Raw genomic sequence first — 17,357 nt, forward strand, 5'->3', positions numbered from 1 at the left:
ACTTTATTTTAGTTGCTGAATAATTTCCTGAATTGTCTGTCCTTCGTCTTTTAACAAGACCATCTCAACGCCATATTTTTCGAGCAGTTCCTTAGCCTTAGGACCAATGTCTCCGGAAACAATTCGTTTTATTCCCAATTCCAGCATCTTGCCGGCAGCATTGGTCCCGGCCCCGCCATGGGCATTCGCTTGCTCATTCGGGATAAAGGATGTCCTTTCCGAATTCTCGTCATAGATGCAGTAATAAGCTGTTCGCCCAAATCGTTTTTCAAACTGAGCGGTGAGTTCGCTACCTTTAGAAGTTATAACAGTCTTCATAGAGCGTTTTTATCGATTATAGTTTATAGTTCATTGCATAGTGTCTCGTACTTCTCAGCCCCGATGATCTTTTGCTGATAACGCTTGCCGTACATCACAACCGGGTCGTCAAAACCGATTTTCAATAATTTTAGTATCACTTTACATCCCGCTGAAAACAGGAAAAAAGTCTCTTTTTGTGTTTCATTGTGCAGTTTCCAAAAATTAGTATGCCCTTTGGAAATTATGACATCGGCTTCCCGGTAGGTTTTTCCAAATCCGCTATTGCCAGGCAATTCATTGAAGAAAGAAATGTCTTGTGGAATTCCCTGTACGCGGGCCACACTATCAATTCCTGCATGCATCGCGTCGTCAACAGTGGCCTCATTTAGAATTCCCTTTTCCTTGACAGCATAATAAATCTTCGGATGCTGAAACTGCTCCAGCAGCAACCTGTCAGTTACTATGTCCCCTGCTTTATCGCCAATAAATAATACCATTCCGGCTTTTCTAATCCGGTTAAATAACTTTCCTGAGTCATCAATAACTGGCCGTAAACGAGCAGCCGATTGTATAGCTATTTTCAGGTTATCAAGCGAACCCTGATGATTCATAACATAGTTACCAGCCAGCGTGTATTGCAGCGCTTTTTGTAACGGGTTAATTGATTTTGAAATATCATTCCGAATCGTCTCTTCCAACTGCAGAAATTGCTCATTACAATGCATCGAGTCATCTCTAATTGCCTTTTTCAACCGACATCGCCTTTCAAGCAAATCATCCAGAAAGGAAGGTAATGCAGGTGCCGATTTCAGTTCATTTTCACCACTTGCCATGAAACGTATCAGATCCAGTGTAACTTCATCAGCTCGTTCGCTGTTTTGGCAATGTCTTTGAAGTAACTGCTCGGCTTGTTTAACAATACATGTGACGCATTCAGGGAACATAATTTATTCTATTAATGAAAGCTTTTCATCAAAACATGTCAATTGACTACGTCTTGAATGAAAACCGTTTGTTCATGAAACAAAGGTATGAAACTAAATGAACAAATGTTCATTTAGTTTCGTGAATTCGATTAATATATCTTGTTTGCAGACATATTTCGACTGAAATATCTCAGATATGCTTCAATGGTATTTTGAAATGTAAAATGAAAATTGGTGGGTGGAGTAAGCAGGTAAACCAAATATTCACTGTCCCATATTACTTAATATGACCAATCGGTAAAATGAATCATATCAAGGTAACATTCCTGCTTATTTCTCTTCCGAATCCTGATTATCGACGAACTTCTTAAGGTAAAGTTGATGATGGTATGAGCCTTCTTTCAACATAATGCGCCCGCATTGCGGACATTTTATTTCCCGGCAGGGTATTCCCTTTTTATGCTCCAGACGCAAATCACATTTGACACAAATGCAGTAACCGTTATATTCTTCAGTTTGATTATTCATTGGTTATTCAGGGTTTAACGAAATAATATTATCAGAATGGCATCTCCGACAATTATCTATAGGCTTCAGTGTAATCATTACCTCATTGCAATTGTTACAGCGAAACCAATAATCATCGGTGAAATAGTTACCTCCCTGAATCAGAATGGCTTTCCCTTCGACAAAGGCAGCCGCAATTGTCTTTCGTGCCCGATCGTATATTCGGGTAAAGGTTGGACGGGAAATCCCCATTCGTTCAGCCGCCTCTTCCTGTATCAGATCTTCATAATCGACGAGCCTGATGGCTTCATATTCTTCAATAAGTAAAATGCTCGGTTCCAGACTCTTTAGTGGCACACCAAAAGGTTTGAACCCTTCCATTACTGGCGGCATCGTTACGCGTCGACTTCTTTTTCGATTCGGCATAAAATTGAATTTTCAATACAAAAATACAAAACTTTGTGAACATTTGTTCTTTATGGTTTGTCTTTGATCCTGTTTAAACCAAAAAACAATGAACAATATGGAAACAAATGCAACTTCAATTTCCCTGACCGAAGGTACTAACTTGCTCGAAAGAGGTGTAGGTAGCCGTCAATGAGTCGGTAGGGATGATACTGGATGACGATGTGACTTCTGATAGTGCATAAGGCTTTCCCTGTATATTATAAACAAAAGGAAGGAGCTAATTATCAGCTGCAACACCCCGGCATAACACACTTGTAATCTTACGAACAGCCTATAGGCATAGCTATAAAAAACTGCATCGGCACTTGCCATTGCTAAATTTACCAACAAGCAAGATTTACTGCATTTGAAATAAAGGTTCAAGGCATAACACCTCAACTTTCGAAGGGTTTCATTCGTTAGCATGTTATCAAACAACCTTGCCGGCGCTTTTTGATGGCATTTGTCATCTTTCAGCTAATCGGATGGTTGTTATTTTTGTATCAGACTTCAAATCATATGTAATGAGTAATAACGACAATCTCTCCTTTTCAAGAGAAGAACTGCAGGACGAAATCAAATACCTGCGCCTGCTATCCGACCGCTTTCAAAACATCCAGGCTGCCAGCACCGAGGTCATCAACCTCGAAGCCATCCTCAATCTTCCGAAAGGAACCGAGCATTTTTTGAGCGACATACACGGCGAGTACGAAACCTTCAGCCATGTGCTGGCCAACGCATCGGGTGTAGTGCGCAAGAAAATCGACGATGTATTCGGCAAGAACATTCTCGAAAAAGACAAGAAAATCCTCGCCACCTTAATATATTATCCCGAAGAAAAGCTCGACCTGATATTAAAGGATGAAGAGAACCCGGAAGAGTGGTTTACCGTTACCTTGCGCCGGCTCGTGGTGGTAGCGCAGGCGGCAGCATCGAAATATACCCGTTCGAAAGTACGGAAGGCCATGCCGCCCGATTTTAGCTACATCATTGACGAGCTGCTGAACGAGAGCGGCGATGACAAGGATAAGTACTTCGAAGGTATTATCAACACCATCATCCGCATCGACCGCGCCGAGGCATTTATCATTGCCATTTGCCGGTTTATTCAGCGACTGCTGATTGACCGCCTTCATGTCATCGGCGATATTTTCGACCGGGGACCGGCGCCCGAAAAAGTGATGGACCGCATCGTGAATTACCATTCGGTCGATATTCAATGGGGAAACCACGATATGCTGTGGATGGGCGCCGCTTCGGGCAACCGGGCGCTGATTGCCAACATGATCCGGGTTTCGCTCCGGTACAACAACATCGACACACTGGAAGACGCTTACGGAATCAATATGATGCCGCTGGCCACGCTCGCGCTTCACTCGTACGACAATGACCAGTGCGAACCGTTTATCCCGTTGGTGGTGGAAAAGGGAAAAGACAAGGACCTGGTCAAGAAAATGCACAAGGCCATTTCCATCATCCAGTTTAAACTGGAAGGACAAATCATTGAGCGCAACCCGCAATTCGACATGCGCGACCGGTTGTTGCTCGACAAGGTCGATTACGAAAAGGGAACCATCCGGATTGGCAACAAAACCTACAAATTGCTCGACAAGAATTTCCCAACCATCGATCCGAAAAATCCCTATCAACTGAATGAGGAAGAAGCAGCGGTAATCGACAAGCTGGCCAACAGCATTAAAAACAGCAGCCGCTTGCAGAAGCATATTGCGTTTTTAATCTCTCATGGCAGTATGTATCTCTCCTTTAACGATAACCTGATGTACCATGGTTGCATTCCGTTGACAAAGAAAGGTGATTTTGCTTCGCTGGAAATCGAAGGAACTTCTTACTCGGGTAAGGCCCTTTGCGACCACTTCGACCGAATGGCCCGGAAAGCTTACCAGTTCCGTTTTCAACGCAAGTACGAACCCATCAGCGATTACATGTGGTACCTCTGGTGCGGCGCTTCTTCTCCCCTTTTCGGGAAAACGAAAATGGCCACATTCGAACGTTATTTCCTGTCGGAGAAAGAGACACATGCCGAAGGAAAGAATTCCTACTACTCGCTGGTTTATGACGGAGAAGAGTACTGCGACAAAATACTGAATGAGTTCGGTATCGGCGGGCCTAATTCGCACATCATCAACGGGCATGTGCCGGTGCAGGTAAAGAAAGGCGAAACACCTATTAAAGCCGGGGGCAAACTGTTCGTCATCGATGGCGGCATGTCGAAACCGTACCAAAAAGTCACCGGGGTAGCGGGCTATACACTTATCTATAATTCCTACGGTTTGGTACTGGTCGAGCACGAACACTTCGATTCAAGGCAAATTGCCATCCAGGAAGAGAAGGACATTATCTCGAAACGAATTTACATTGAGGCCAGTGCCCAGCGCATGCGGGTAAGAGAAACCGATATCGGTAAAAGCTTGCTGGCGCAAATCGAGGACCTACATAAACTCCTCGCCGCATATAAACGCGGCTTGATTAAGGAACGGTTCTGACAAAAATAAAGGAGACTGGCGGGTCTCCCGTTAACGTGTGAATACACATAAATTTCTCAGGGGGCTTTGCCCCCTTTTTATTGAGTCATTGAATATGGTGGACTCCCTTCAGGCTTCTCTTTATTTTATATCGTCTTCAACCTGGGGGCGATGCCCCCAGCTTCGGCGTATCAGGCTTTCAGCCTGTTTGAAGTAGACCATGAACCAATGAAAAATTCACCAATACGACTTCTTCAGAGCCTGGATAGCTCCAATTCTGCAGCTTCGCCGTATCAGGCTTTCAGCCTGTCTAGGACAGGCACCCTGTTTGGAGCAATGCTATTAATTAATTGAAAAACGGCCCCAGATGGCAATACCGGAGCCTGAAGGGCTCCTGCGCCATAGCTTGGGGCATCGCCCCAAGAGAATGAACCAACCAGAATCCACCAGCCTGAAGGGCTGGCACGAAATTCTTTATTCCCAAACCCCACTTATTCGTTCAGCAGTTGCTTAAAGAACGGCACCAGTTCACCGGCCATCTTCGCCTGATCGTCCTTGTCAGGATGACCACCACAACCGTGTCCCTGAATATCGTGAAATTCAAAAACCCGGATGGGTTGGGCTACCGGTTGCTCATTAAAATGACCAGCTACCTTGTGCAGGCAATCCATTAACACAGCATTCTTTGTTGAATCCAAAATCGGGCTGTTCAGCAGGGCCACCTGTACGTCGGGATAGTATTTGTAAATCGTATCGACGAAGGAGATGTAATGGTTGACAAACATTTCCGGACTGAATGGCTTTCGCACATGGATGCTGTCACCTTCCGACATATCGTTCGTGCCCAGACAAATGCTCACCACATCGGGCCGGAAGCGGGAGAAATCCCATTTCTTCGACTTGTCAGTATTCAGGTACCGGTTGCCGTACACTTCCGGCATCGACGGGCCGTTCATGTTCCAGGTACGGTAAATCCCGATACCGGAAACCGAACTCAGCATAAACTGGGTGTGCACCGCACGCGCCACTCGCGGACCATAAGCCCAGTACGAATTGTGCTGGTCCTGGTACTCACCACTGCCGCAAGGAATCAGTTTCCAGTCGATGCCCACACCGCAGGTAATGGAGTTGCCAATGAATTCGATTTTCTTCTCGGGAAGTGCCGGGGGAAGCAGCAAATTATCGACCTCCGCACCTCCGAAGATGATATCTCCTATCATCGATTCGGTCGATTTGTATACGGTCACCGTGTGCTCCTTTGCCTTCCCTGTCACCGGAATATGGTACCAGATAGCGGTGTCGGAAGCAATCTTCACTTTGGTCAGGTAAACACTATCGACAGCAATGGACACATAATTATAATCCGAACCGTTTTTCCCGATTTTCAATGATACGTTACAGGAATCGCCGGTAAAACGCAGCGTAACCGACGCCGCCGAACCTATCAATACCACATTACCGTCACTCAGCCGGTCGGTCCTTCCCGCGTACTGAAAGTTTTCATTATCCGGAGTAAAAATCTTCAGGGTATGCTGTTGGCATCCGTTGGAGAAAATCGCTAAAGCCATCATCAACAGAACTATTGTTGTTTGTCTCATCGAAAATCGGTTTTATGTTGTCATTCCTACAAAAAGGTGGTGTAAAATAGGGAAAATACTGAATTAAAAATGGAAGGTGATTAGTTATCATTCTTTTGTTTGATCTCGTTAGTCTTTCTCGAATTTCCAGTATTGATAATCTTTTTCCAGGTAAATGTCATTAGCGCTAGGAGTAATGCCAACGTAAAAATACCACCACCATTTTTCCATCCAAGCCATACGCCAATTATTGAGTAAATTACTAATTCAATGAAGCACGCCATAAAGGCCAACATATAAACGACAAATTTCTCCATAATTTTTAATTATTCTTAGTTGATAGACGAAAAGTATTGATAACATTTGAAAAATCTTTTTCCCATTTATCTTTCTCAGTTTGTCGATAGCTTAACGTAATATCAATCTTTTTGCCATGGTTAAAAAAGACGTATTCTTGTACTGACACAGGTTTGCTATTACCAAGCTGCCTAATATATGCAATTCTAAAGGCTCCTTTACCATTTATTTTCCTTACTTCAAATGGATACCACCTGACTATCTTGGCATGAAAAGCTTTCATACCCGTTGAAATTTCACTCAGATAATAATCATTTAGGGTTTGTATTTCTTCTTCGGATAAGTCAGAACGTTGACTGTAATAATCTCCAGATACATCGTTTGTAACGTTTATTAAGATACGACTATATTCGTCAAATGAGCCTTTTATCATTTTGTTCTGCCCCTTAGGCTGAAAAATTAGTTTTGACTTCTTCATTTGAATCCTGATTTTAGGAGCCAAAGCATCTCTAGCTCGGTCTGCCACCAAGGCTACAAATGAATTGTCATCACGCAGTTCCATTGTTGGGGGAATAGAGATGGTGCCGATATTTTCAATTTTAACTGTTTTCCAATCTTTTGGAACTATTGATTTAACTAAACCAATGCGGTCAGTTTGGCTACCTCGAATGGAAAAACTATTCAATATACTCCTTAGCAATTTACTATGAGCAAACGCCTCCTCTCCTTGAAACAAAACCAGATAAGCTACATTCGAAAGATTAAATACAAAAAATTTTCCCCAATAAGAATGGCCCATGTATTCACCATGAAAAAACGATTCTTTCGTAGGATGCCCCTGAAAGTTACCACTCTTTAGTTCTCCAAATGATGAATTCTGGAATATTTCGCTGTGATTTAACGATTGTTCGATAAAATCGGCATATTCATTGAGATCCAAATCTTCATACACCTGCTGAATTTGCAAAGATCGGTCTCCTGTTTTTTCCCAACAAGACGTTTGGAAAACTTTGCCTTTTTGAATTTCCTGATTTTTATAATTCCAATTGGCTGGTAGTTTGAACGAAATTTCCCTGCATTTTACCTCTTGAGTTAATTGCTGGCCATCACATGTAACATTGAAAAACAAGATGACTGAAATAAATATAAAGGAGTGTACAAACAGGTAATTTGATTTGATTAGTTTCATAGAAAAACAGGTATTATTAAACTTCTACTTGTAAAACGAAACAGCAATAACGTTATTGTTCAATAGTCATTTTTACCCTATTGTAAATTTCTTATCCTATTTGGTATTGTCCAAAATAAAATACCCTTAATTTCGTTTTTTAATACATCTAACATTTGCTCTCAAACCATGAAGAAAAGAAACTTGAACCGTAGCCTTTCTATTTCAATAGTATTAGTCATAGTATTCGTCGGAATTCAATATATTCCTGTCAAAAAGGAGGAAAAGGAAAACAGTAGTAAGGTTGATTTTTTCCAGGAAAATCAAACTCCGGAAAACATCAAGAAATTATTGGAAACGTGCTATGCATTTAATTCGAGCCCTACTAAAGAATCCTGGTATACCCATGTCGCGCCATTTTCATGGTTCCTTTCGAAGCAAAATCATCGGAATAATAATTTGACATCTGAACCTTATGTAGATCCATTTGATTCCTTGAATAATAAAACTTATCAACAGCAAATAGAAACATTAATTCAGTTTATTAATGATCTTGTGACGGAAAAGCACTCTCAGGTTAAAGGTGCGGTCGTTACTTTCCCCTATTGGAATGAACATATTATTGAAGGAAAAGAAGAATATCTCAGAGCAAAAACTCGTTATGAGAAAACTGTAAGAAATGAGCGAAGAAGTAAGTCACCCCAGAAGAAGAATGAACTTCAAAAAGCCATAACTTCATGGGCTATAGACATGGATAAAGGGGCAATGAATAGCAGTTGGAATCAATGGATAGATGACATGCGCAATTTCAAAGTCAAAATTAGATCACTCAGCTTATCATCTGAAAAAGATTCATTGAAAAAAGTTCTAAGAGAAAGATTACTTAGTAGAAAAGGTTTAAAAATAATGGACAATATTTTTTTGCATTTTACCGGGGAAACCGTCGGTAATTCAAAACTTTTTAAAGATGAAAAGGATTCATCAAGCGTATCAACTCAAAATAATGGTTTAACACATGGAAGCGGTCTTATGGACCTTAACAAATATTTAAATGCCCCACAATTTAATGTGTACGCCCCCAAAAACAAACAACTGTTTAAAGACCAAGCAGACCGTATTGCTGAAAACATGAATGCGATTTTCGGTGGAGGGTATGACGCAAATACAGTGCGCGAACACCTAGCCGACCCGGAATATCGAAAAGAGCTGGAAAACAAGGTTATTTATTATCGCGGGAAGGATGACGCCGAAGAGCTGTTCAGCAATAAAGAAGCGATTTATAACTATCTATTAACCAAATTTTATGGGCAAAAAATATCTCCCGAAATTTCAGTGGAAACAAAACAAAGGTTATTAGAAGCAATAAACTATTTTATATCGCTTGTTAAACCTTATCTCAAAAATCGCGAAGGAATTACATTTGATGAAGCCGTGGATGCATATTGTAAACTTTATGAAATACATCGGAATTACTTAAGCTCCTTCACTCCAGCCGAAAGATTAACATCTATTGAAGATATTTTGAATGGCGATATATACACCGATGCATACAAATTTCAACTCCTTAGTAAAATCAATGCTGAATTACCCATGAAATATATGGTGGGTGGTACCATCCCTACTATTTTCTATTACCAGGGGAATTTAAAATCCATTGTGAATAATCTGATGGATGAATACAGGAAAGGCTATAACGAGTATATGGTACATGTTGCGAAAGCTTACATGGCATTAAGACCGCACATGAAAATGTTGCAGTGGAAAAAACAAGTTGAAAATGCCAGCGTTACAAACTGGAATCTTGTACCAGTTCAAAAAAGCCCTGAACTTCTAAACTTGTCAATGTGGAGTAAGTTCTCTGATGAAACCAAACACGAGTTATTGCAACAAATGATCAATGAAGTACAGAATAAAATGATGCCTCCCAAAGCATATGTATTATTACATCCCGAAGCCCGATTGGCAGATGAACAACGCACTGAATTAATCAATTATTTGCGCTCTGTCGATCCGAAAAATTAAAAATTGTTCGGTCATCTAACATATGGAATGTAACAGTTCCAAGCTCATTTTAGCTAATTCATCTTAACAATACCAAACAAAGTTCATCGAATATGGTGAACTTTGTTTGGCTTGTGGCAAAAGAAATCTCTATCAATCTATCTGAACCCATTCTAAATTATCTAAAATTTTCAGCAAATTATAAAAGACACCCACAGGTCCTAATATGTGGTGAACGGTCGTTTTTTGATGGTGAACGTATCAATCTGTGTGGTGAACGGCAAAATGGGGCATTTTTCATATCCCAAAATAGTAGCAAAAAAATAGGTTGATATGATTTCCAAATTTGGAAAAATCTATATTCTAACATAAATTACTTATTCCGGCGAAAGTGAACAGTGTAATCCGGGCAAAGTGAACAGTTTTTAGATTCATCAGATTTGTCGTTAAAAATAGGCAAAAAAATTATTGTTTGTTTTTTCGTTTTCTCATCGATTCACCTTTGATTTCGATGCGGTGTGCCGAGTGGACGATCCGGTCCAGGATGGCATCGGCAATGGTTTTTTCCTCAAAGAGTTCATACCATACACTTACAGGGATTTGCGTGGATATTATGGTTGATTTCCCGATTTGCCGGTCTTCCATGATATCCAGTAGCATCAATTGTTTTTGTTGGTCGATTGGCTGGAGCCCAAAATCATCCAGGATGAGCAGGTCCTGTTTTTCAATTTTGGCCAGTTCTTTCAAATAGGTCTCATCGGCTTTTGATATCCCCAGGCGGGTAAAAAGTTTTCCGGTGTTCGTGTACATGGTTTTATACCCTTTTATGCATGCCTGGTAACCAAGGGCAGTGGCGATGTAGCTTTTGCCGACACCTGTACTTCCGGTGATAATGGCATTTTCCCCTTTATCAATAAAACCGCAGCCGGCCAGCCTCAAAAGCAGGTTTTTGTCCAGCATCCGTTGCGGGCTAAAGTCAATTTCTTCAATGGCTGCCTGGTAGCGGAACCGGGCATTTTTGATTAACCGTTCGGTCCGGCTGTTTTGTCGTTCGTCCCATTCCGATTCGACCAGGTAAGTGATCAACTGGTCCGCAGTGTAGTGGTCCATGTTCCCTGTCATAAAGGTAGATTCAAAAGCACGGTGCATTCCGTTAAGGCGCATCTTCTTCATTTTTTCCAATGTTGCATTGTTGTTCATTGTGCGTGTTTTTTTAGTTAATTGTAATATGATTTTCCCCTGATATTGTCATGGAACGGCAGGTTTAAGGATGCCTGTGCCGGTTCCGGTGTTTTGTCCAGCCCTTTTTCCAGGATGTTTTTGACCGAGCTGTAATTGCAGGCACGGTACAGCATGGCCCGCCGGCAGGCTTTCTCCATGCGCCCATGGCCTGCTTTCTTTGCCATGGACAGGATGCCCAGGCAGGATTTGTAGCCTTGTTCTGGGTGCGTGGCATTTTCCAGTATCACCGAGACCAGTTGCTGGCAGGACGGCCCGACCCGTCCGGCCCAGTCTTTAAAACGGTCCGGGTTCCATTCGCTGACAAAACGGTGGGCAGAGGGCAGGTGGTCTTTGCAGGTGGAGTAACCATACTTCCGGTAGTCCCTCTGGTGACAGGCGATACGAAGGGTTTGGTGGTAGATCTCGACATCGTCCGGGGAGTAAAGTACTTTTACTTTTTGCCCGATGTAGCGATAGGGCACGCTGTAGTAGTGCTTGTCTTCACCCAGATAGACGTGGCAGTTTTTTTGGGCCTTCGCTTCCCGGTGCTGTTTAAACCCGTAGCGTTCCGGTGGCAACGGGCCAAGGGCGGGCTTGTCTGTTGATTCGAACAGGTCCTGCCTGCTATAGCCTTTCCCCTGGAAACAGGCCCGGTTATATCCTTCCAGCAACGGGGCAATGCCCTGGCCGTTCAACTGGTTCAGGGAATAAAATTCCTTATCGTGCAGATGGGCATAGATACGGTGATAGACTATCTTCACGGCACCTTCGACCAATGCTTTGTCCTTTGGTTTGTAACTTCTTGCAGGAAGGACCGTGACCTGGTAATGCGCACCAAAACCGGCAAAATTTTCGTTCAGGGTGGGTTCGTACTTGTCACTCTTATTGACCGCCGATTTTAAATTGTCGGTTACAAGGGCACGGGGGACACCCCCAAAATAATGCAGGGCGTTCTGGCAGGCTTCGATAAAATCGCCAACCTGCTGGCTGCGGCAGGCCTGTACGTAAGTCTTCTGGCTGGCCCCCAGGGTGGCCACAAATACTTCGACCGGGATGATCTCGCCCGTTTCTTTATCGGTAATATGCAGTTTCTTTCCTGTAAAATCCACAAACAACTTATCGCCCGCTTTGTGCTCATGATGCATGTATGCATCGCTTTGTTCCCGCCAATGCTGGAAATGGTGACAAAACTGGCTGTACCCGTAACCATCAGGATAAGATTGTTTGTAACGGGCCCATAAATGCCAGCGGGTCACCCCAACGCGTTTCAGTTCCTTTTCTATAGCGGGGAACAATTCCAACAGCGAGCTGTAACGCTGCCTTTCGTCTCCCTGGTGGGGGGATTGCTGTTCGTCCAGCAAGCCCGAAAGTTGTTCGTCACTCAGGGTCAATAACCCGTCCATGGGGATATCCAGGGATTCAAATAACTTCAGGTATTTGATCACCGTGGTACGGGAACTCCCGATGCTCTGGGAGATCTTCAGGTTGGAAAGCCCGTTGTTCTTTAATCGTAAAATTTCTTTTAGCATGATAAATTCCATTGGTTTGTTTGCCATTGCTCCAGATAGTTGATTTGTCTGGAAGCGAGTTTAACAAACCTGTAGAATCTAAAACCCAAAATCCCAAAAACAAGGTGTTCACTTTGCCCGGAATGGGGTGTTCACTTTGCTCCGGAATCAGGTGTACAGTTTCACCGGAATAGGGTGTTCACTTTGGGCCGGAATATGTACAAAATTAGGAATCGAACAAAGATAAACAACCAGAACAACAACCGACAGATTCGAAATAAATACATCAATACATGCTATTTACGGAACATAAGCCGTACTGTCGTCTCCGGCAATGATAATGTTTCGGACATAGCGCATAATTAATCTTTATCTAAACCCTAAACTCATTTTAACCATGAGCAATTCAGAAGATTATTCAGCCAGCATTGACGCGATTAAAGCGATTCCGGAAGATCTGATTCGCATTCCGGCTATACCGGTCAATGTTTATCTGCAGGAAGCAGAAGATTTGTATCACTGGTGTAAAGATGATGCTACCGAACTAGCCAAAGGTGGCATTACCGCCGAAATGATTGAGGAGTTGCCGGTACGCACCGGTGCCTGCCGCGAAGCGCAATCACTATGGTTCAAGGACCATTACACCAGCAAGGAAGCCAAGAAATTGTGGGACGAACAATCTCCGGCAGCCTACGACCTGCGCGACGAGCTGTTGCACGATTTTCGCTATGCATTCAGGGGCGACAACCAGCTACTGGGACGTGTTTCCGAAATTGCCGATGGCACCGGTCATGCCGACATGATTCAGGACCTGAATGACCTGGCCGTATTGGGACGCGAAAACCCCGCTCCCCTGGCTGCCATCAACTTCGATGTTATCCAGCTCGACACGGCAGCACAAACCGCCGACTCGATGGCCGAACTGCTGGCACAGTCCAACGGAGACAAACAGGAAGGGAACCCGGCCAAAATCATCCGCGACCGCGCCTATACTCACTTGAAACAACTGGTCGATGACATCCGCGCCTGTGGCAAGTATGTATTCTGGAAAAAGCCGGATCGGTTGGTGGGATATAGTAGCCATTACTATCGCGTGAGTAACCGAAAAGGCAGCGCTGAGGCAGAAGAAAACACTCCGGTGGAATAATTTCCCTTTCCGGTAACATGATACAACGTCCCGGCAGGGTTTGAAGACCCCCTGTTTAAGCCGAACAGTACCCGGTAGCCTAAACTCCCTTTCCTGTTGAACAGGGAAGGGAGTTCGTGCAACAGGACAATCAATTATCACACAGGGAACTTCCAAAAGTAAACTGGGCCAACGAAAAAGGCACAGGAGTACTATTTCACCCCACAGGAAAAGCAAAAAAGACAACAGGACAACCCAAAACCCCCACAGGGCGGGTGCAATAGACAACAGGGCATATAAAAACCGAACAGGGACGACAAATAGATACACAGGGAATAATAAACATGCACAGGAAATGAATTTATTCACACAGGACGAACAAATAAAGTCACAGGACGACTAAAAAATAGCAAAATGTCAGTATTTGCTTGTTTCGGGATTATTTACACCCACTAAATCGAAAATAATGGAATCATATTTTGTCAATACGCAGGCACAAGCCAACGGAGATCATGAAGTTCATAAGTCAGGATGTAATTATATGCCCCTTCCGGGAAATCAAAAATACCTGGGGGCTTACTTGTCCTGTAAGCAGGCCGTGCCACACCGGTTGAGAAGTTTTTATTAGGGAATAACGGCCATCAATTAGTGGAAGCCCTTCAGGCTTCTATCTTGTTCACCGTATTCTACCCGGGGGCGTTGCCCCCAGCTTTGGACTTCCAGGCTTTCAGCCTGTTTGGGATATACACTATTTCGACGGAAAACATGGGAAATTCAATACAGGCCCAATTCAAAAATGCCAAAACCTGAAAGGCGAGAAAAATCAATCCATGCAAGGGCCTCGCAGACTGCTCCCCACCAAAGAGCCTGAAAGGGCCCCAATTCCATAACTTGGGGCAACGCCCCAAGGGAACAGACCTATGAATAGCACACCCAGCCTGAAGGGCTGGCACAATGATATACAGTTGAATAACATCGAATATGAGTGGAAACCTGAAAGGCGAGAAAAATCAATTGATGCAAGGGCCTCGCAGACTGATCCCCACCAAAGGGCCTGAAGGGCCCCAATTCCATAACTTGGGGCAACGCCCCAAGAGAACGGATCTATGAATAGCACGCCCAGCCTGTAGGGCTGGAACAATGATATACAGTTGAATAACATCGAATATGAGTGGAAACCTGAAAGGGGACGAAAAATCAATCGATGCAAGGGCCTCGCAGACTGATCCCCACCAAAGAGCCTGAAAGGCTCACATTCCATAACTTGGGGCAACGCCCCAAGAGAACGGACCTATGAATGGCACACCCAGCCTGAAGGGCTGGAACAAACCTGAAAAAGCGAACGAATCCATATCAACCTGCAAAAACTCTATTTATGGGCCAATCACTCGCACAATTGTATGTTCACCTTATCTTTGGAACCAAAGAGCGTTACCCGTTCGTTTCAACAGAGATAAAACCCGCATTCGAAGCATATATCACAGGTATATTTAAGAATCTAAACAGCCCGACGATTATTGTTTATGCCAATCCTGACCATGTTCACATCCTGTTCCGTCTTTCTAAAAACCATGCTCTGGCGAAAATAGTAGAGGAAGTCAAGAAAAGTTCATCTAAATGGATGAAAGAAAAGGGAGTCCGGAAATTCGTCTGGCAAATCGGGTACGCGGCATTTTCAGTTAGTAGTTCGAAATTAGATTCCGTGAAAAGGTATATCCAAAATCAACAGGAGCACCACCGAAGAATCAGTTTCCAGGAGGAGATCGAGACATTCATGGGGCATTACCGGATTTCGGAATATGACGGGAGTTATTTTTGGGCGTGAACGGTGGAAGTGGAAGCCCTTCAGGCTTCATTCGCCTCTTACCGTTCTTTGTCTAGGGGCGTTACCCCCAGTTTTAGAATCTCAGGCTTTCAGCCTGTTTGGGATATACACTATTTCGGCGGAAAACATGGGAAATTCAATACAGGCCCAATTCAGAAATGCCAAAGCCTGAAAGGCGAGAAAAATCAATCCATGCAAAGCCCCTGCAAACAGATTTACACCAAAGAGCCTGAAAGGCTCACATTCCATAACTTGGGGCAACGCCCCAAGAGAACGAACCTACGAATAGCACACCCAGCCTGAAGGGCTGGAACGATGATATACAGTTGAATAACATCGAATATGAGTGGAAAGCCTGAAAGGCGAGAAAAATCAATCCATGCAAAGCCCCTGCAAACAGATTTACACCAAAGAGCCTGAAGGGCCCCAATTCCATAACTTGGGGCAACGCCCCAAGAGAACGGACCTATGAATAGCACGCCCAGCCTGAAGGGCTGGAACAATGATATACAGTTGAATAACATCGAATATGAGTGGAAACCTGAAAGGGGACGAAAAATCAATCGATGCAAAGCCCCTGCAAACAGATTCGGATCAAAGGGCCTGAAGGGCCCCAATTCCATAACTTGGGGCAACGCCCCAAGAGAACGGACCTATGAATGGCACACCCAGCCTGAAGGGCTGGCACCTTTTCCCGGATGATGCCACAATCAACGGTAATAATAAAATGCGGAAAGAATTAAAAGAAAGAAAAACATCCTTGTTTTACAGGCCGGAAACTGCCTTCAAAATATTACCTTTAAGGTTCTCAAGTTTCATTTGAATTTCGCTTGTTCTGCTCTTTACCAGGCACCTATTCATTATTAAAAAGCGGCTCTTTTTTCAACTTAATCGGATGTCCCTCCCCCGCAATTTTTAAGATTAGTGCAGAAGACGCATCGGATACCGAATCGACTTTCTGATAAATTCGACACGGCTCATCGCCCTGCAGTTTTTTAATAGCCATTCCATTTATCTCTTCAATTTTGTCTCCAACCTTTAGTCCGGCCTTCTGCGCGGCTGACAGATTCCAAACAAACCAAATGCACAACTGATCGCCTACCGGTTCATATTTAAACCCAAAGGTTTTAAATCCCTTGTTGATGTATTCGTCCGAAATATTTTGCGAGTAAACCTTTTTCCCGGGGAAATCGAGAATAAGATTGTAGTAGTTTAAAATACCTCCCCCAATTCAAGGTGGGATTCGGATGAATTAAAGTCTATCCAACGCACTGACTTACCCTACTGGTGTATCAACACGTACTTTACGCTCACCATGGCCAGGTTGTTCCTGAGTCCTGTCGGTATTTCGTTTGTGTCAAAAGTGGCGCCGTACAAATACAAAATAGAAAGGTTTGGCCCGGGGAGGTTGGCTGGGAACCACTGCCATTGGTAACCTGATGGCCGGATTGATTTGGAAATTCCAAGGCACCCTGGAATTGTGGCGGTTCTTCCTCATCCTGATGGTGATGTGTATGGTTTCCGCCGCCTTTATTTTCATGATCCTGAAAAGGCTGGAAAGACCATCCGAAGCTTAATCTACATGATTATATTATTTCTGAAAGAGAGGCCGCCCGGCAAAAGGGTGGCCTTTTTATTTGGTGCCGTTGCAACATCAATCATCGCTAGAATCATTGCGGTCGAAAGTACATTTCATTTTCAATCAAAGTCATTACACGACCGCTGGCTCGTCAAGTCGAGCGATACTCATAACCCGGGGCGCTGCCACCGGGCTGAATTGAATTGGGCTTTCAGCCCGAATATACATGGACCAGCTTTCTTTGCATCCCGAAGGGACAACTTATTTCAGCCCAATGGCAACGCCTTGGAAAATCAGGTATACCCATCCGGTAATTGTATCGTCCTGAAAGGGTAGGTTATTTTGCCCTATCTCAGCGAATTCGCGAGTTATTACTATTGGACATCACGCTA

At 43.6% G+C, this 17,357-nt stretch carries 15 protein-coding genes; 6 read left to right on the plus strand and 9 right to left on the minus strand.

Annotation, left to right across the window (positions count from 1 at the left end):
* Positions 1-3 precede the first annotated feature (3 nt).
* The 4 genes from GJU82_RS08665 to GJU82_RS08680 form a co-directional block, all read right to left on the minus strand.
* On the minus strand, positions 4-318 hold the full coding sequence (locus GJU82_RS08665; RefSeq protein WP_153631787.1) for a NifB/NifX family molybdenum-iron cluster-binding protein: 315 nt from the start codon (positions 316-318) through the stop codon (positions 4-6).
* Positions 319-341: 23 nt separating this feature from the next.
* On the minus strand, positions 342-1,244 hold the full coding sequence (locus tag GJU82_RS08670) for an ARMT1-like domain-containing protein (RefSeq protein ID WP_153631788.1): 903 nt from the start codon (positions 1,242-1,244) through the stop codon (positions 342-344).
* A gap of 312 nt (positions 1,245-1,556) precedes the next feature.
* A complete protein-coding gene (locus GJU82_RS08675) occupies positions 1,557-1,754 on the minus strand; it encodes a ferredoxin (RefSeq protein ID WP_153631789.1) in 198 nt (65 codons plus the stop codon).
* A gap of 3 nt (positions 1,755-1,757) precedes the next feature.
* Positions 1,758-2,159 (minus strand): DUF134 domain-containing protein, encoded by a 402-nt coding sequence (locus GJU82_RS08680; RefSeq protein WP_153631790.1) that lies wholly within the window; start codon positions 2,157-2,159, stop codon positions 1,758-1,760.
* A gap of 545 nt (positions 2,160-2,704) precedes the next feature.
* On the opposite strand from GJU82_RS08680, the gene GJU82_RS08685 reads away from it, so the two are divergent.
* A complete protein-coding gene (locus GJU82_RS08685) occupies positions 2,705-4,684 on the plus strand; it encodes a fructose-1,6-bisphosphatase (protein ID WP_153631791.1) in 1,980 nt (659 codons plus the stop codon).
* Positions 4,685-5,154: 470 nt separating this feature from the next.
* Here GJU82_RS08685 and GJU82_RS08690 read toward each other — a convergent pair whose 3' ends face one another.
* Both GJU82_RS08690 and GJU82_RS08695 read right to left on the minus strand, forming a co-directional pair.
* Complete coding sequence (locus GJU82_RS08690) at positions 5,155-6,261, minus strand: SGNH/GDSL hydrolase family protein (protein ID WP_153631792.1); 1,107 nt, start codon at positions 6,259-6,261, stop codon at positions 5,155-5,157.
* Positions 6,262-6,562: 301 nt separating this feature from the next.
* Positions 6,563-7,726 (minus strand): hypothetical protein, encoded by a 1,164-nt coding sequence (locus GJU82_RS08695; protein ID WP_153631793.1) that lies wholly within the window; start codon positions 7,724-7,726, stop codon positions 6,563-6,565.
* Positions 7,727-7,894: 168 nt separating this feature from the next.
* On the opposite strand from GJU82_RS08695, the gene GJU82_RS08700 reads away from it, so the two are divergent.
* Positions 7,895-9,727, plus strand: coding sequence for a heme-binding domain-containing protein (locus tag GJU82_RS08700; RefSeq protein WP_153631794.1), 1,833 nt, complete (start codon positions 7,895-7,897; stop codon positions 9,725-9,727).
* A 444-nt stretch (positions 9,728-10,171) separates the two neighbouring features.
* Here the strand turns inward: GJU82_RS08700 and istB are convergent, their stop codons facing one another.
* Positions 10,172-10,906, minus strand: coding sequence for an IS21-like element helper ATPase IstB (gene istB, locus GJU82_RS08705; RefSeq protein WP_153631795.1), 735 nt, complete (start codon positions 10,904-10,906; stop codon positions 10,172-10,174).
* Positions 10,907-10,923: 17 nt separating this feature from the next.
* A complete protein-coding gene (istA, locus tag GJU82_RS08710; protein ID WP_153631796.1) occupies positions 10,924-12,483 on the minus strand; it encodes an IS21 family transposase in 1,560 nt (519 codons plus the stop codon).
* A 349-nt stretch (positions 12,484-12,832) separates the two neighbouring features.
* Between istA and GJU82_RS08715 the strand changes: the two genes are divergently transcribed.
* From GJU82_RS08715 to tnpA, 3 genes are all read left to right on the plus strand, one after another.
* Positions 12,833-13,582 (plus strand): hypothetical protein, encoded by a 750-nt coding sequence (locus GJU82_RS08715; RefSeq protein WP_153631797.1) that lies wholly within the window; start codon positions 12,833-12,835, stop codon positions 13,580-13,582.
* Positions 13,583-14,027: 445 nt separating this feature from the next.
* Positions 14,028-14,189, plus strand: coding sequence for a hypothetical protein (locus GJU82_RS17180; protein WP_194831009.1), 162 nt, complete (start codon positions 14,028-14,030; stop codon positions 14,187-14,189).
* 747 nt (positions 14,190-14,936) lie between these two features.
* Positions 14,937-15,386 carry an IS200/IS605 family transposase gene (gene tnpA / locus GJU82_RS08720; protein WP_153631661.1) on the plus strand — a complete coding sequence of 150 codons (450 nt, stop codon included), beginning with the start codon at positions 14,937-14,939 and terminating at the stop codon, positions 15,384-15,386.
* An 853-nt stretch (positions 15,387-16,239) separates the two neighbouring features.
* On the opposite strand, the gene GJU82_RS17950 is transcribed toward tnpA, so the two are convergent.
* Positions 16,240-16,476, minus strand: coding sequence for a PDZ domain-containing protein (locus GJU82_RS17950; protein WP_194831010.1), 237 nt, complete (start codon positions 16,474-16,476; stop codon positions 16,240-16,242).
* Between the two features lie 304 nt (positions 16,477-16,780).
* On the opposite strand from GJU82_RS17950, the gene GJU82_RS08725 reads away from it, so the two are divergent.
* Complete coding sequence (locus GJU82_RS08725) at positions 16,781-16,963, plus strand: hypothetical protein (RefSeq protein ID WP_153631798.1); 183 nt, start codon at positions 16,781-16,783, stop codon at positions 16,961-16,963.
* Positions 16,964-17,357: the final 394 nt, after the last annotated feature.

This window comes from Prolixibacter sp. SD074 (genome assembly GCF_009617895.1).
GTDB lineage: Bacteria > Bacteroidota > Bacteroidia > Bacteroidales > Prolixibacteraceae > Prolixibacter.

Excerpts from the sequence above, each read along its gene's own strand:
- GJU82_RS17180 (WP_194831009.1), top strand. The coding sequence starts at position 14,028 with ATGGAATCATATTTTGTCAATACGCAGGCACAAGCCAACGGAGATCAT.
- GJU82_RS08715 (WP_153631797.1), top strand. The coding sequence starts at position 12,833 with ATGAGCAATTCAGAAGATTATTCAGCCAGCATTGACGCGATTAAAGCG.
- GJU82_RS08680 (WP_153631790.1), bottom strand. The coding sequence starts at position 2,159 with ATGCCGAATCGAAAAAGAAGTCGACGCGTAACGATGCCGCCAGTAATG.
- GJU82_RS08675 (WP_153631789.1), bottom strand. The coding sequence starts at position 1,754 with ATGAATAATCAAACTGAAGAATATAACGGTTACTGCATTTGTGTCAAA.
- istB (WP_153631795.1), bottom strand. The coding sequence starts at position 10,906 with ATGAACAACAATGCAACATTGGAAAAAATGAAGAAGATGCGCCTTAAC.
- GJU82_RS08700 (WP_153631794.1), top strand. The coding sequence starts at position 7,895 with ATGAAGAAAAGAAACTTGAACCGTAGCCTTTCTATTTCAATAGTATTA.
- tnpA (WP_153631661.1), top strand. The coding sequence starts at position 14,937 with ATGGGCCAATCACTCGCACAATTGTATGTTCACCTTATCTTTGGAACC.
- GJU82_RS08670 (WP_153631788.1), bottom strand. The coding sequence starts at position 1,244 with ATGTTCCCTGAATGCGTCACATGTATTGTTAAACAAGCCGAGCAGTTA.
- GJU82_RS08695 (WP_153631793.1), bottom strand. The coding sequence starts at position 7,726 with ATGAAACTAATCAAATCAAATTACCTGTTTGTACACTCCTTTATATTT.
- GJU82_RS08685 (WP_153631791.1), top strand. The coding sequence starts at position 2,705 with ATGAGTAATAACGACAATCTCTCCTTTTCAAGAGAAGAACTGCAGGAC.
- GJU82_RS08690 (WP_153631792.1), bottom strand. The coding sequence starts at position 6,261 with ATGAGACAAACAACAATAGTTCTGTTGATGATGGCTTTAGCGATTTTC.
- istA (WP_153631796.1), bottom strand. The coding sequence starts at position 12,483 with ATGGCAAACAAACCAATGGAATTTATCATGCTAAAAGAAATTTTACGA.
- GJU82_RS08665 (WP_153631787.1), bottom strand. The coding sequence starts at position 318 with ATGAAGACTGTTATAACTTCTAAAGGTAGCGAACTCACCGCTCAGTTT.